General features: G+C 73.9%; 2 protein-coding genes (1 of these 2 only partly in view). Both read left to right on the plus strand.

Annotation, left to right across the window (positions count from 1 at the left end; all coding sequences use genetic code 11):
* A protein-coding gene (locus H9L41_RS24335; protein WP_308419584.1) for a non-ribosomal peptide synthetase crosses the window boundary here: on the plus strand, positions 1–7500 show its 3' portion. Its footprint begins 1287 nt before the window's first position; 7500 of the gene's 8787 nt are visible here — the last part of the coding sequence; the start codon falls outside the window, past its left edge; its stop codon occupies positions 7498–7500.
* Positions 7425–16568 carry a non-ribosomal peptide synthetase gene (locus H9L41_RS24340; protein ID WP_265583928.1) on the plus strand — a complete coding sequence of 3048 codons (9144 nt, stop codon included), beginning with the start codon at positions 7425–7427 and terminating at the stop codon, positions 16566–16568. The genes H9L41_RS24335 and H9L41_RS24340 overlap by 76 nt, the downstream gene beginning before the upstream one ends.
* The last annotated feature ends 36 nt before the right edge of the window (positions 16569–16604 follow it).

Raw genomic sequence — 16604 nt, forward strand, 5'->3', positions numbered from 1 at the left:
CTGGCGCTGGCCCAGCGCTGCAGCGCCGTGCCTGCGCAGGCGCCGCTGTTCACCGCGCTGCTCAACTACCGCTACAGCGAAGCGGCCGCACCGGCCGCGGCGGCCGGCGGCGACGACGAGATCGAGATCCTGCTCGGCCGCGAGCGCACCAACTACCCGCTGACGCTGTCGGTGGACGATTTCGGCGAGGATTTCGGCCTGACCGTGCAGTCCGCCGCGCCGGTCGCGCCCGAGCGCGTCTGCGACTTCATGGTCGCCGCGCTGGCGCAGCTGGTCGCGGCGCTGCGCGACGCGCCGCAGCGTCCGGCGGCGGCGCTCGACGTGCTGCCGCCGGCCGAGTCGGCGCAGTTGCAGCAGTGGAACGCCACCGCGCGGCCGTATCCGGCCGGTCTCGGCGTGCACCGGCTGTTCGAGGCGCAGGCGCGCCGCACCCCGGCCGCGATCGCGCTGGAGGCGGACGGCGCGCAGCTCGACTACGCCGGCCTGAACGCGCGCGCCAACCGGCTGGCGCGGCGGCTGGCCGCGCTCGGCGTGGCGGCCGACCGGCCGGTGGCGGTCTGCGCCGAACGCGGCACGGCGATGGTCGAAGCGCTGCTGGCGACGCTGAAGGCCGGCGGCGGCTACCTGCCGCTGGACCCGGAACTGCCGGCCGAACGGCTGGCCGAGCTGCTGCGCGACAGCGCGCCGGCGGCGCTGCTGGTCGATGCGGCTGGCGCCGCGGCGCTGGCCGATGTGGCTCTGGGCGGCGTGCCCCGGCTGCATCTGCTGGCGGATGCCGGGCAATGGTCGGCGCTGGCGGCCGACGACCTGGACCTGCCGTTCGACGACGGCCAACTGGCCTACGTGATCTACACCTCGGGCTCCACCGGCAAGCCCAAGGGCGTGATGAACGCCCATCGCGGCGTGGTCAATCGGCTGCTGTGGATGCAGGAGGCCTACGGTCTCGGCGAGCACGACGTGGTGCTGCAGAAGACGCCGTTCAACTTCGACGTCTCGGTGTGGGAATTCTTCTGGCCGCTGCTGGCCGGCGCCCGGCTGGTGCTGGCGCGGCCTGGCGGCCACAAGGACCCGGCCTACCTGGCCGGGCTGATCGAGGCGGCCGGGGTGACCACGCTGCACTTCGTGCCGTCGATGCTGCAGGCCTTCCTGGCCGGCGACGCGGCCGACCGGTGCCGCAGCGTCGCGCGCATCTTCTGCAGCGGCGAAGCGCTGCCGGCCGCGCTGGCGCGGCAATGCCTGGCGCGGCTGCCGTGGGCCGGGCTGCACAATCTCTATGGCCCGACCGAGGCGGCGGTCGACGTGACGGCCTGGCCCTGCCGGCCGGACGACGCGCGCGCGACGGTGCCGATCGGCCGGCCGATCGCCAACACGCGCATCCACATCCTCGACGAGCGGCTGCAGCCGGTACCGATCGGGGTGGCCGGCGAATTGCACATCGGCGGCGTGCAGGTGGCGCGCGGCTACCTGAACCGGCCGGAGCTGACGGCCGAGCGCTTCATCGACGATCCGTTCGGCGCGGCCGGCGATCGCCTGTACAAGACCGGCGATCTGGCGCGCTGGAATGCCGACGGCACGATCGACTACCTCGGGCGCAACGACTTCCAGGTGAAGATCCGCGGCCTGCGCATCGAGCTGGGCGAGATCGAGGCGGCGCTGGCTGAAATCGACGGCGTGCGCGAGGCGGTGGTGCTGGCACGGGAGGACGGGTCGGTCGCTGGCACGCCAGGCGATCTGCGCCTGGTGGCCTACTGCACCGGCGATGCGGTCGATGCCGAGACCTTGCGCCAGCAGCTGGCGCAACGATTGCCGGCCTATATGGTGCCGGCCGCCTATGTGCGGCTCGAAGCGTTCCCGCTGTCGCCGAACGGCAAGCTCGACCGCAAGGCGCTGCCGGCGCCCGACGGCACGGCCTATGCCCAACGCGAATACGAAGCGCCGCAGGGTGAGGCGGAGACGACGCTGGCTACCCTGTGGGCCGAGCTGCTCGAACGCGAGCGCATCGGTCGCCACGACAATTTCTTCGAACTCGGCGGCCATTCCTTGCTCGCGGTGCAATTGCTGTCGCGCGTGCGCAAGGCGTTCGGCGCCGAGGTGGCGCTGGCCGAGCTGTTCGCCCGGCCGGTGCTGAGCGAGCTGGCCGCCCATCTGGGCGGCGCGGCGGCGTCGCAGGAAGAGGCGATCGCGCCGGCCGACCGCGGCGGCCGCCTGCCGCTGTCGCTGGCGCAGCAACGGCTGTGGTTCCTGGCCCGGATGGACGAGGCCGGTGCGGCCTATCACCTCGGCGGCGCGGTGCGGCTCGACGGCGAGCTCGACGTCGCGGCCTTGCAGCATGCGCTGCAGGCCATCGTCGACCGTCACGAGGCGCTGCGCACCTGCTTCCCGCTGGTCGACGGCCAGCCGGTGCAGCGCGTGCTCGACCGTTTCGAATTGGCGATCGAACAGGCGGATCTGCGCGGCGGCGACGATGCCGGATCGCGGCGCGAACTGGCCAGCCATTTCGCGCGGCCGTTCGCGCTGGAGCAGGCGCCGCCCTTGCGCGTGCTGCTGCTGCAACTGAGCGAGCACGAGCACCTGTTGCAGGTGGCGATGCACCACATCGTCTCCGATGGCTGGTCGGTCGGCCTGTTCCTGAACGAGCTGAGCCGACTGTACGCGGCCGGGCTGGCCGGCGAGCCGGACCCGCTGCCGCCGCTGCCGATCCAGTACGCCGACTACGCGGCCTGGCAACGCGGCTGGCTGGCCGGCGGCCGCTTCGAACGCCAGCAGGCGTTCTGGCGCGACACATTGGCCGGCGCACCGACGTTGCTGGAACTGCCGTCCGACCGGCCGCGGCCTGCCCGGCAGGATCACGCCGGCGCGAGTCTCGACCTGCGGCTCGATACTGCGTTGAGCCGCGGCCTTAAGGCGCTGAGCCAGCGGCACGGCACCACGCTGTTTACGACGCTGCTGGCGAGCTGGGCCGCGGTGCTGGGCCGCCTGGCCGGCCAGGACGAAGTCGTGATCGGCAGCCCGGTCGCGGGTAGAAACCGCGCCGAGATCGAACCCTTGATCGGCTTCTTCGTGAACACGCTGGCGCTGCGCATCGACCTGGCCGGCGAACCGACCGTGGCCGAGCTGCTGCAGCGGACCCAGGCGCAAGTCCTCGCCGCCCAGCAGCATCAGGACCTGCCATTCGACCAGGTGGTCGAGGCCGTGCAGCCGTTGCGCAGTCTGTCCCATACGCCGCTGTTCCAGGCGATGCTGGCCTGGCAGAACACGTCGGCCGGCGAGCTGGCGATGCCGAGACTGACGCTGACCGAGCTGGACACTGCGCAGACCACCGCCCAGTTCGACCTGACCTTGTCGCTGCAGGAATCGGGCGACGGCATCGCCGGCACGCTGAACTACGCGACCGCGCTGTTCGACGCCGCCACGGTGCAGCGCTACCTCGGCCACTGGATCACGCTGCTGGCGGCGATGGTGGCCGACGCGATGCAGCCGATCGACCGGCTGCCGCTGCTGGATGCGGTGCAGCGGCGGCAACTGCTGCTGGACTGGAACGACACGACGGTCGGCGAAGCGACGACCGCAGCGGTAGCAGACCGTTATCCGGCCGAAGCCTGCCTGCACCACTTGTTCGAGGCCCAGGCCGCCCGCACGCCCGATGCGATCGCGGTGACCTTCGGCGCGCAGCGACTGCGCTATGCCGAATTGAATGCACGCGCCAACCAGCTGGCCCATCACCTGCGCGCGCAGGGCCTCGGTCCCGACCGGCTGGCCGCCATCTGCGTCGAACGCGGGCTGGAGATGGTGGTGGCGATCCTGGCCGTGCTGAAGGCCGGCGGCGCCTACGTACCGCTCGACCCGGCCTATGCCTCGGACCGGCTGGCGGCGACGCTGGCCGATAGCCGGCCGGTGCTGGCCCTGGTCGACGAGGTCGGCCGTGCGGCGCTCGGCGCGGATGTCGATCTGCCGCTGATCGACCTGCAGGCCGATGCCGGGCTTTGGGCGGAAGCCTCGATCGGCAATCCGGACAGCACGAACGTCACGCCCCAGCACCTGGCCTACGTGATCTACACCTCCGGCTCGACTGGCGTGCCCAAGGGCGTGATGGTCGAGCATCGCAACGTGGTGCGGCTGTTCGGCGCCACCGACGCCTGGTTCGGCTTCGGCGCCGACGACGTCTGGACGCTGTTCCACTCGTTCGGCTTCGACTTCTCGGTATGGGAAATCTGGGGCGCGCTGCTGCACGGCGGCCGCCTGGTGGTGGTGCCGCTGGCGATGGCGCGCGCGCCGGCCGAGTTCTACCGGCTGCTGTGCGACGAGGGCGTGACGGTGCTGAATCAGACGCCGAGCGCCTTCCAGCAATTGATCGCTGCACAGGGCGAGGGGGGATTGGCGCACCGGCTGCGCACCGTGGTGTTCGGCGGCGAAGCGCTGGAGCTGCGCACGCTGAAGCCTTGGTACGCCCGGCCCCTCAATCGCGCGACGCAACTGGTCAATATGTACGGCATCACCGAGACCACGGTGCACGTGACCTATTGCCCGCTGCAACCGACAGATACCGAACGACCCGGTCCGAGCCCGATCGGCGTGCGCATCCCCGACCTGCGGCTCTACGTGCTGGACGGCCAGCGCCAGCCGGTGCCGATCGGCGTGGCCGGCGAGCTGTACGTCGGCGGTGCCGGTGTCGCACGCGGCTACCTGAACCGGCCGGAGCTGACGGCCGAACGCTTCGTCGACAACCCGTTCGGTGCGGCCGGCGAGCGCCTGTACAAGACCGGCGACCTCGCGCGCTGGCGTGCCGACGGCACGATCGAATACCTCGGCCGCAACGACTTCCAGGTGAAGATCCGCGGCTTCCGCATTGAGCTGGGCGAAATCGAGGCCAGGCTGGCCGCGCTCGACGGCGTGCGCGAAGTGGTGGTGCTGGCACGCGAGGACGTGCCGGGCGACAAGCGCCTGGTGGCCTACTACCTCGGCGGCGAGGCAGCCGATGCCGAGACCCTGCGCCGCCACGCGGTGCAGCAATTGCCGGCCTACATGGTGCCGGCGGCCTATGTGCGGCTGGAGTCCTTCCCGCTCACGCCGAACGGCAAGCTCGACCGCAAGGCACTGCCGGCGCCCGACGGCACGGCCTACGCCCAGCGTGAATACGAGGCGCCGCAGGGCGAGACCGAAACCACGCTGGCCGCGCTGTGGGCCGAGCTGCTCAAGCTCGACCGCATCGGCCGCCACGACAACTTCTTCGAACTCGGCGGCCACTCGCTGCTGGCCGTGCAATTGCTGTCGCGCCTGCGTACCGCCTTCGCGGTCGAGCTGCCGCTGGCCGAGCTGTTCGCCCGGCCGGTGCTGAGCGAGCTGGCCGCGCAACTGGGCGGCGCGGCGCCGGCGCAGCTCGGCGCCATCGTCCCGGCCGACCGCGGCGCGCCGCTGCCGCTGTCGCTGGCCCAGCAACGGCTGTGGTTCCTCGGCCGGCTCGGCGACGCCGGTGCGGCCTACCACCTGAGCGGCGCGGTACGGCTCGACGGCGAACTCGATGCCGCGGCCCTGCGGCATGCGCTGCAGGCCATCGTCGACCGCCACGAGGCCTTGCGCACCTGCTTCCCGCTGGTCGACGGCCAGCCGTTGCAGCGCGTGCTCGACCGCTTCGAACTGGCGATCGAGCAGGCCGATCTGCGCGGCGCGGACGCCGCCGCGGCGCAACGCCGCCTGGAGGCCCATTCCGCCGCGCCGTTCGCGTTGGAACAGGCGCCGCCGCTGCGCGTGCTGTTGCTGCAGGCCGCCGACCGCTCCTGGCTGCTGCAGGTGGTGATGCACCACATCGTGTCCGACGGCTGGTCGGTCGGGCTGTTCCTGGACGAGCTGAGCCGGCTCTACGCCGCCGCGCTGGCCGGCGAGCCGGACCCGCTGCCGCCGCTGGCGATCCAGTACGCCGACTACGCGGCCTGGCAGCGCGACTGGTTGGCCGGCGGCCGCTACGAACGCCAGCAGGCGTTCTGGCGCGACAATCTGAAAGATGCGCCGACGCTGCTGGAGCTGCCGTCCGACCGGCCGCGCCCGGCCCGGCAGGACCACGCCGGCGCCAGCCTCGAAGTGCGGCTCGACGCCGCGCTGAGCCTCAGCCTCAAGGCGCTGGGCCGCCGCCACGGCAGCACGCTGTACATGACGCTGCTGGCGAGCTGGGCCGCGGTGCTGGGCCGGCTAGCCGGCCAGGATGAGGTCGTGATCGGCAGCCCGGTCGCAGGTAGAAACCGCGCCGAGGTCGAGCCGCTGATCGGCTTCTTCGTGAACACGCTGGCTTTGCGCATCGACCTCGGCGGCGAGCCGACGGTGGCCGAGCTGCTGCAACGGACCCGGGAACAGGTGCTGGCCGCCCAGCAGCACCAGGACCTGCCGTTCGACCAGGTGGTCGAGGCGGTGCAGCCGCCGCGCAGCCTGGCCCATACGCCGCTGTTCCAGGCCATGCTGGCCTGGCAGAACGCGCCGGCCGGCGAACTGGCGATGCCGGGGCTGCAACTGGCGGCGCTGGAGACCGGCCAGGCCGGCGCCCACTTCGACCTGACGCTGTCGCTGCAGGAGGTCGACGGCGCGATCGCCGGCACGCTGAACTACGCCACCGCGCTGTTCGACGCCGCCACCGCCGCGCGCTACCTGCGCCACTGGACCGTGCTGCTGGCCGCGATGGCGGCCGACGACGGCCAGGCGGTGTCGCGGCTGCCGCTGCTCGACGCCGACCAGCTGCAACAGCTGGCGGGCTGGAACGATACCGCGGCCGACTATCCGCACGAACGCTGCATCCACCAGCTGTTCGAGGCGCAGGCCGCGCGCACGCCGCTGGCGCCGGCCGTGGTGCTCGGCGCGCGCAGCCTCGGCTATGCCGAGCTCAACGGCCGCGCCAACCGGCTGGCCCGCCACCTGCGCGCGCGCGGCGTGGGGCCGGACCGGCTGGTGGCGATCTGCGCCGAGCGCAGCATCGAGCTGGTGGTGGCGATCCTGGCGGTGCTGAAGGCCGGCGGCGCCTATGTGCCGCTCGACCCCGGCTACCCGGCCCAGCGCCTGCGCGACATGCTCGAGGACGCGGCGCCGGCGCTGCTGCTGACCCAGTCGCACCTGGCGGCGACGCTGCCGCAGGGCGCGGCCGAGGTCTTCGCGCTCGATGCCGACTGGCCGCTGCTGGCCGGCCTGCCCGACGGCGACCTCGATGCCGCGGCGATCGGGCTGAACCCGCGCCACCTGGCCTACGTGATCTTCACCTCGGGCTCCACCGGCCGGCCCAAGGGCGTGATGATCGAGCACCGCTCGATCGTCAACTACGCGGTCGACATCGCGCGCCGCTTCGACGTGGCCGCCGGCGAGGGCTCGCTGATCTTCACCTCGTTCAGCTTCGACCTGACGCTGACCAGCTTCTACCCGCCGCTGATCGCCGGCCGGCCGGTGCGGCTGTGCCCGAGGGCAACGACCTGCAGCAATGGCAGCAGGCGCTGCTGGCCGGCCGCGCGCTGTCGCCGGTCAAGCTGACGCCATCGCACCTGGCGCTGCTGCAGCAGGCGCTGCCGGCCGAGGGGCTGGACGGCAAGGTCGCCGCGCTGGTGCTCGGCGGCGAGGCGCTCAAGGGCCCGGCGCTGGCCTGGTGGCGCGCGCATGCGCCGTCGACGCGCATCTACAACCACTACGGCCCGACCGAGACCACGGTCGGCTGCGTGGTCGACGCGGTCGAGGACCCGCTGCCGGCCGCGGCGCCGATCGGCCGGCCGATCGCCAACATGCGCATCCACATCCTCGACCGCCACGGCCAGCCGGTGCCGGTCGGGGTGGTCGGCGAGCTGCACATCGCCGGCGTCGGCGTGGCGCGCGGCTACCTCGGCCGGCCCGATCTCAGCGCCGAGCGCTTCGTCGCCGACCCGTTCGCCGCCGAGGCGGGCGCCGCCATGTACCGCACCGGCGACCTCGGCCGCCGGCGCGCCGACGGCCGCATCGAATACCTCGGCCGCAACGACCACCAGGTCAAGCTGCGCGGCTTCCGCATCGAGCTCGGCGAGATCGAGGCCTGCCTGCTGGCGCTGCCCGGCGTGCGCGAGGCGGCGGTGATCGCACGCGAGGACGCCTCGGGCGAGCCGCGGCTGGTGGCCTACTACGCCGGCGAGGCGGCGGCCGAGGCGCTGCGGCAGGAAGCGGCGCGGCAATTGCCGCACTACATGCTGCCGGCGGCCTGGGTGCGGCTCGATGCGCTGCCGCTGACGCCGAACGGCAAGCTCGACCGCAAGGCGCTGCCGGCGCCGGACGGCGCGGCGTTCGGCCAGCGCGACTACGCGGCGCCGCAGGGCGAGACCGAAGCCACGCTGGCCGCGCTGTGGGCCGGGCTGCTCGGGCTCGACCGGGTCGGCCGCCACGACAATTTCTTCGAGCTCGGCGGCCATTCGCTGCTGGCGGTGAGCCTGGTCGAGCGCATGCGCCGCGCCGGCCTGCAGGCCGACGTGCGCGCGCTGTTCACCGCCGCCACGCTGGCCGAGCTGGCGGCCGCCACGGCGCCCGCCGCAACCGCCGTGGCGGTGCCGCCCAACCTGATCCCGGCCGGCGCCGCGCGCATCGAGCCGGCCATGCTCACCCTGGTCGCGCTCGACCAGGCCGCGATCGACGCGGCGGTGGCCGGCGTCGACGGCGGCGCTGCCAACGTGCAGGACATCTACCCGCTGGCGCCGCTGCAGGAGGGCATGCTGTTCCACCACCTGCTCGACCCGGCCGCCGACGCCTACCTGGAATCGCACCTGCTGGCCTTCGGCAGCGCGGCCCGGCTCGAGCGGCTGCTGGCGGCGCTGCAGCAGGTGGTCGACCGCCACGACATCCTGCGCACCGGCATCGCCTGGGACGGCCTGCCGCAGCCGGTCCAGGTGGTGCGGCGGCGGGTGGCGCTGCCGATCGAGCGGGTCGCGCTCGACCCGGCCGGCGGCGATGCCGCCGCGCAACTGGAGGCTGGCCAGCCGCGGCTCGATGTCGGCCAGGCGCCGCTGCTGCGCTGCCGGGTGGCCGAGGACCGCGCCGGCGGCCGCTGGCTGCTGCAGGTGCTGGCGCACCACCTGGCGGTCGATCACACCACGCTGGCGCTGCTGGTCGAGGAGGCGCAGGCCATCGAGCACGGCGAGCTGGCGCGGCTGCCGGCGCCGGTGCCGTTCCGCAACTTCGTGGCGCAGGCTCGGCTCGGGGTGAGCACGGCCGAGCACGAGGCCTTCTTCCGCCGCATGCTCGGCGACGTCGACGAGCCGACCGCACCGTTCGGCCTGGTCGATGTGCAGGGCGACGGCCGCGACGTCGCCGAGGCGCGTCGGCCGCTGCCGCCGGCGCTGGCGCAGGCGCTGCGGCGGCAGGCGCGCGCGCTCGGCACCGGCCCGGCCGCGCTGGCGCACTTGGCCTGGGCGCTGGTGCTGGCGCGGCTGACCGGCCGCGCGACGGTGGTGTTCGGCACCGTGCTGTTCGGCCGCATGCAGGGCGGCGCCGAAGCCGACCGCGCGCTCGGCCTGTTCATGAACACGCTGCCGCTGCGCGTCGAGATCGATGCGCGCGGCGCGGCCGAGGGCGTGCAGGCGGTGCAGGCGCTGCTGGCCGAGCTGCTGCGCCACGAGCACGCGCCGCTGGCGCTGGCCCAGCGCTGCAGCGCGCTGCCGGCGCAGGCGCCGCTGTTCACCGCGCTGTTGAACTACCGCTACAGCGCGGCCGACGACGACACGGCGGACGACGGCGGGATCGCCTTCCTGTCGGCCCGCGAGCGCAACAACTACCCGTTGACGCTGGCGGTCGACGACCACGGCGAAGGCTTCTCGCTGACCGCCCAGGCCTGTGCGCCGATCGCGCCGGAGCGGCTGTGCGACTTCATGGAAACGGCGCTGGCCGCGCTGGCCGAGGCGCTGGCCGAGGCGCCGCGACGGCCGCTGGCCGCGCTCGACGTGCTGCCGGCGGCCGAGCGCGCACAACTGCTGGACGGCTGGAACGACACCGCCGCCGACTACCCGCGCGAGACCTGCCTGCACCGGCTGATCGAGGCGCAGGCGGCGCGCACGCCGGCGGCGATCGCGCTGGAGCACGACGGGCGGCGGCTCAGCTATGCCGAGCTCGACGCGCGCTCGAACCAGCTGGCGCGCCACCTGCGCGCGCACGGCCTGCCGCCCGGCGCGCCGGTCGCGCTGGCGGTCGAGCGCGGGCCCGAGATGGTGGTCGGCCTGCTCGGCATCCTCAAGGCCGGCGGCGCCTACCTGCCGCTGGACCCGGCCTACCCGGCCGAGCGGCTGGCCTACATGCTGGCCGACGCCCGGCCGGCGCGCGTACTGGCCCAGGCCGCGACGGTGGCCGCGCTGCCGGACGCCGGCCTGCCGCTGACGCGGCTCGACGCCGACTGGCCCGAGATCGCCGGCCACTCCGCCGCCGCGCTGCCGGCCGACGGCGAGCATGCGCGCCAGCTGGCCTACCTGATCTACACCTCGGGCTCGACCGGCCGGCCCAAGGGCGTGATGGTCGAGCACCGCAGCCTGGTCAACTTCCTCTGCGCCATGCGCGCCGAGCCGGGGCTGGCGGCCGACGACACGCTGCTGGCGGTCACCTCGCTGTCGTTCGACATCGCCGCGCTGGAGCTCTTCCTGCCGCTGCTGTGCGGCGCCCGGGTGGTGATCGCCGCGCGCGAGGAGGCGGCCGACCCGCTGCGGCTGCGAGCGCTGGCCGAGCGCTGCGGCGCCAGCGCGATGCAGGCCACGCCGTCGACCTGGCGCATGCTGGTGGAGCAGCCGTGGCCCGAGCTGCCGCGGCCGCTGAAGGTGCTGTGCGGCGGCGAGGCGCTGCCGCCGGGCCTGGCCGCCCGCCTGCTGGAGCGCGTGCCGGTGCTGTGGAACCTGTACGGGCCGACCGAGACCACGGTCTGGTCGACGCTGCGGCGGCTATCGGCGCCGCGGCCCGACATCGGCCGGCCGATCGCCAACACCCGCGTCCACGTGCTCGACGCGGCGCTGCGGCCGGCGCCGGTCGGCGTGGCCGGCGAGCTGTACATCGGCGGCGACGGCGTGGCGCGCGGCTACCTGGGCCGGCCGGAGCTGACCGCCGAGCGCTTCGTCGACGATCCGTTCCGGCCCGGCGAGCGGCTGTACCGCACCGGCGACCTGGTGCGCTGGCAGACCGACGGCAGCCTCGACTACCTCGGCCGCAACGACTTCCAGGTGAAGATCCGCGGTTTCCGCATCGAGCTGGGCGAGATCGAGGCGGTGCTGGCGGCGGCCGACGGCGTGCGCGAGGCGGTGGTGCTGGCGCGCGCGGACGCCGCCGGCGACGCGCGGCTGGTGGCCTATTACTGCGGCGGCGCGGCCGATGTCGACCACCTGCGCCGGCACGCCGCCCAGCGCCTGCCGGCCCATATGGTGCCGGCGGCCTATGTGCGGCTGGAGTCCTTTCCGCTCACGCCGAACGGCAAGCTCGACCGCAAGGCGCTGCCGGCGCCCGACGGCGAGTCGTTCGGCCGGCGCGGCTACGCGCCGCCGCAGGGCGAGGCCGAGACCACGCTGGCCGCGCTGTGGGCCGAGCTGCTGAAGCTCGACCGCATCGGCCGCCACGACAACTTCTTTGAGCTCGGCGGCCATTCCTTGCTCGCAGTGCAATTGCTGTCGCGCGTGCGCAAGGCATTCGGCGCCGAGGTGGCGCTGGCCGAGCTGTTCGCCCGGCCGGTGCTGAGCGAGCTGGCCGCCCATCTCGCCGGCGCGGCGCCCGCGTTGGAAGAGGCGATCGCGCCGGCCGACCGCAGCGCGCCGCTGCCGCTGTCGCTGGCGCAGCAACGGCTGTGGTTCCTGGCCCGGATGGACGAGGCCGGCACGGCCTATCACCTCGGCGGCGCGGTGCGGCTCGACGGCGAACTCGACGTCGCGGCCTTGCAGCATGCGCTGCAGGCCATCGTCGACCGCCACGAGGCCTTGCGGACCTGCTTCCCGCTGGTCGACGGCCAGCCGGAGCAGCGCGTGCTCGACCGCTTCGAACTGGCGATCGAACGGGCGGACCTGCGCGGCGCGGACGAGGCCGCGGCGCAAGGTCGGCTGGATGCCCATTTCGCCGCGCCGTTCGCGCTGGAACAGGCGCCGCCCGTGCGCGTGCTGCTGCTGCGGGTCGGCGACCAGGCCTGGCTGCTGCAGGTGGCGATGCACCACATCGTTTCCGATGGCTGGTCGGTGGGCCTGTTCCTGGACGAGCTGAGCCGGCTGTACGCGGCCGGGCTGGCCGGCGAGTCGGACCCGCTGCCGCCGCTGCCGATCCAGTACGCCGACTACGCGGCCTGGCAGCGCGGCTGGCTGGCCGGCGGCCGTTTCGAACGCCAGCAGGCGTTCTGGCGCGACACGCTGGCCGGTGCGCCGACGCTGCTGGAGCTGCCGGCCGACCGGCCGCGGCCGGCGCTGCAGGACCATGCCGGCGCGAGCCTCGAGGTGCGGCTCGATGCCGCGCTGAGCCGCTCCCTGCGCGAGCTGAGCCGGCGCCACGGCACTACGCTCTACATGACGCTGCTGGCGAGCTGGGCGGCGCTGCTGGGCCGCCTGGCCGGCCAGGACGAAGTCGTGATCGGCAGCCCGGTCGCCGGCCGCAACCGCGCCGAGATCGAGCCGCTGATCGGCTTCTTCGTCAACACGCTGGCTTTGCGCATCGATCTGGCCGGCGAGCCGACGGTAGCCGAACTGCTGCGGCGGACCCGCGCGCAGGTATTGGCTGCCCAGCAGCACCAGGACCTGCCGTTCGACCAGGTGGTCGAGGCGGTGCAGCCGCCGCGCAGCCTGGCCCACGCGCCGCTGTTCCAGGCGATGCTGGCCTGGCAGAACGCGCCGGCCGGCGAGCTGGCGATGCCGGGGCTGGCCCTGTCGGAGATCGCGACCGAACGGCCTACCGCGCAGTTCGACCTGGCGCTGTCGCTGCATGAAGAAGGCGACGGCATCGCCGGCACGCTGAACTACGCGACGGCCCTGTTCGACGCCGGCACGGTACAGCGCTACCTCGGCCACTGGACGACCCTGCTCGCCGCGATGGCGGCCGACGCCGGGCAGGCCGTCGCCCGGTTGCCCTTGCTGGATGCGGTCCAGCGCCGCCAGTTGCTGGCGGACTGGAACGACCCGGCGGCAGGCATCCCTGCGATCGGCGAATCGACGAGCGGCGGAGCGACCGCCGGCGCCGGCCTGCACGCGCTGTTCGAGGCTCGGGCCGCCGGGGCGCCCGACGCCGTCGCGCTGGTGCACGGCGACGCGCGACTGAGCTATGCCGAACTGAACGCACGCGCCAACCGGCTGGCGCGCTACCTGCGCCGGCTCGGCCTGCGGCCCGACGACCGCGTCGCGTTCTGCTTCGAACGCGGTTTCGACAGCGTGGTCGCCATGCTGGCCATCCTCAAGGCCGGTGGCGCCTACGTGCCGCTGGACCCGGACTACCCGCCGGAACGGCTGGACCGCATGCTGCAGGACAGCGCGCCGGTCGCGGTGCTGACCCACGCCCCGGTCGATGCGGCGGTGCAGACCCGGCTCTGCATCGCGGTCGCCCGCCTGCGCGGCGAGGTGCCGCTGCTCGACCTGCAGGTCGACGAGCCGCGCTGGCGGCACGAGGACGCGACCGACCCGGCGCCGGCCGGCGACGCGCGCAGCCTGGCCTATGTGATCTACACCTCGGGCTCGACCGGCGTGCCCAAGGGCGTGATGGTCGAGCATCGCAGCGTGGTGAACCAGGTGACGGCATTGGCGCAGCGGCTGGGTCTGGAACCGGGCCAGCGCATGCTGCAGTTCGCCTCGCTGTCGTTCGACGCCTCGGTCGAGGAGGTCTTCGCCACGCTGGCCAGCGGCGCGACGCTGGTGCTGCGCAGCGATGCCTGGCTGGCCGACGCGGCGACGTTCTGGGACCTGTGCGCGGCACAGCGCATCGCGGTGGTCGACCTGCCGACGCAGTTCTGGACCCAACTGGCGCTGGCGCGCCGGCCGATCCCGGCCTGCGTGCGCTGGGCCATCATCGGCGGCGAGGCGGTCGGCGAGGCGGCGCTGCGGGCGTGGTTCGACGGTCCCGGTTCGCGGCCGCGCTTGCTCAATACCTACGGCCCGACCGAGGCGACCGTCAGCGCCACCGCGCTGGAAGTGGCCGGCGTGGGCGACTGGCGCAGCATCGGCCGGCCGAGCGCCAAGGTCGTGGTCCGCATCCTCGATGCGCTCGGCCAGCTGGTGCCGGTCGGCGTCGCCGGCGAGCTGCATATCGGCGGCGTGCAACTGGCGCGCGGCTACCTGAACCGGCCGGAGCTGACGGCCGAGCGCTTCGTCGACGATCCGTTCGGCGAACCCGGCGAGCGGCTGTACAAGACCGGCGACCTGGCGCGCTGGAAGGCCGACGGCACGATCGAATACCTGGGGCGCAACGACTTCCAGGTGAAGATCCGCGGCTTCCGCATCGAGCTGGGCGAGATCGAGGCGCGGCTGGCCGAGATCGACGGTATCGGCGAGGTGGCGGTGCTGGCGCGGGAAGACCGGGCCGGCGACCTGCGGCTGGTGGCCTACTACAACGGCGAAGCGGCCAGGACCGAGGCGCTGCGCGGCCAGCTGGCGCAACGGCTGCCGGCCTATATGGTGCCGGCCGCCTATGTCTGGCTGGAGTCCTTCCCGCTGACGCCGAACGGCAAGCTCGATCGCAAGGCGCTGCCGGCGCCGCACGCCGCGGCCTATGCCGAGCGCGCCTACGAGGCGCCGCAGGGCGAGCTCGAGACGGAGCTGGCCGGCCTGTGGGCCGAGCTGCTGCAGCGCGACCGGGTCGGCCGCCACGACGACTTCTTCGCGCTCGGCGGCCATTCGCTGCTGGCGGTGCAACTGGTCGCCCGCCTGCGCGCGCGGCTCGGCATCGAGGTGGCGCTGCGCGAGCTGTTCGCCGCGCCCACGCTGCAGGCCTTCGCCGCGGCCATCGGCCGCTCGGTGCCGGACCCGCTGCCGGCCAACCTGGCGACCTTCCGGCGCGAGGGCGGCGAGCGGCCGCTGTTCTTCATCCACCCGGGCCTCGGCGAGATCGGCTACGTCGGCGCGCTGCTGCCCGGCATCGATCCCGCCATCCCGGTCTACGGGCTCGCCGCGATCGGCTTCCTGCCGGGCGAGCAGCCGCTGCGGTCGGTGGAGCAGATGGCCGCCGCCTACCTCGCGGCGATCCGCCGCGTGCAGCCGCACGGGCCGTACCGCCTCGCCGGCTGGTGCGCCGGCGGCACCGTCGCCTGGGAAATGGCCTACCAGTTGCTCGGCGTCGACGAGACGGTCGAATTCCTCGGCCTGATCGATTCGCCGAGCCGGGCGCCGGTCGACCCGTCGGTGCTGGCCAGCGTGCTGTCGCGGCTGCCGGACGAGATCCCGGCCGCGCTGCGCGCCGAGCTCGACGCCTGCGCCGCCGTCGACGACCGCCGCGGCATGCTGCGGGCCAGCCAGGCGGCGGGCTTCCTGCCGGCCGAGCTGCCGATCGAGACGCTGGAGCGCTACCTGGCGGTGCAGTACACGCTCAAGCTGGCGCTGAAAGACTACGTCCCGCCGCCGTTGCCGCTGCGTGCCACGCTGTTCCCGGCCAGCGAGAACCTGCAGGCCGACTGGGAGATGGACGGCTGGGACGCGCTCGCCGATGCGGTGGTGCGCATCCCGGTCGGCGGCGACCATATGTCGATGGTGGCGCCGCCGCATGCCGAGCCGCTGGCCAGGCGCATCTGCGAGCAGCTCGCGGCGGCCGGCGAGGGTGCGGCGGTGGAACGCCATGCGCCGCGCATCGCCATCCAGACCGGCCGGCCCGGCGGTGCGACGCTGCACTGCATCCCGGGCGCCGGCGCGAGCGTGACGGCCTTCTTCGGCCTCGCCCAGGCGCTGCCGCCGGGCCTGGCGGTGCACGGGCTGCAGCCGCGCGGGCTATGCGGCCGGCTGGTGCCGCACCACGACGTACCGGCGGCGGCGCGCGCCTATCTGCAGGCGCTGCGGGCGGCCGAGCCGCACGGCCCGTACCACCTGCTCGGGCATTCGTTCGGCGGCTGGGTGGCCTACGAGATGGCGCGCCAGCTGGTGGCGGCCGGCGAAGAGGTCGGCACGCTGGTGCTGCTCGATACCGAGCCGCCGGGCGGCGAGGCCGTGCATCGCGGCCGGCTCGATGCGCTGGTCGCGCTGGCCGAGCTGTTCGCCCTGCTGCCCGGCGCGCCGCTCGGAGTCGGGCGGGCCGAGCTGGCCGGCCTGGCGCCGGACGCGCAACTGGCGCGGCTGCATGCGGCCCTGCTGGCGAGCGGCCGGCTGCCGGCCTCGACCGGGCCGGAGACGCTGCAGCGCATCGCCCGGGTGTTCGCCGTCAACCTGAACACCGCCTACCGGCCCGACGGCGTCTATCCCGGCGTGCTGCACCTGTTCGCCGACGGCGACGGGGCGGCGCTGCTGGACGGCTGGCGGCCGTTCGCGCTGGAGCCGCGGCTATGGCGCAGCGGCGGCAACCACCTGACGATGCTGCAGCCGCCGTACGTCGACCGGGTGGCGGCGCTGCTGGCGCGCTGGCTGGCGCCGGAACGGGCCGGCGCCGGGCGGCCCTTGTCCGATGCCTGGCGCTGAAGCACGGTGGCGCGTGCCACGGCGGGGCCGCTCCCC

The sequence above is a fragment of the Chitinimonas koreensis genome (genome assembly GCF_014353015.1).
GTDB classification, from domain to species: domain Bacteria; phylum Pseudomonadota; class Gammaproteobacteria; order Burkholderiales; family Chitinimonadaceae; genus Chitinimonas; species Chitinimonas koreensis.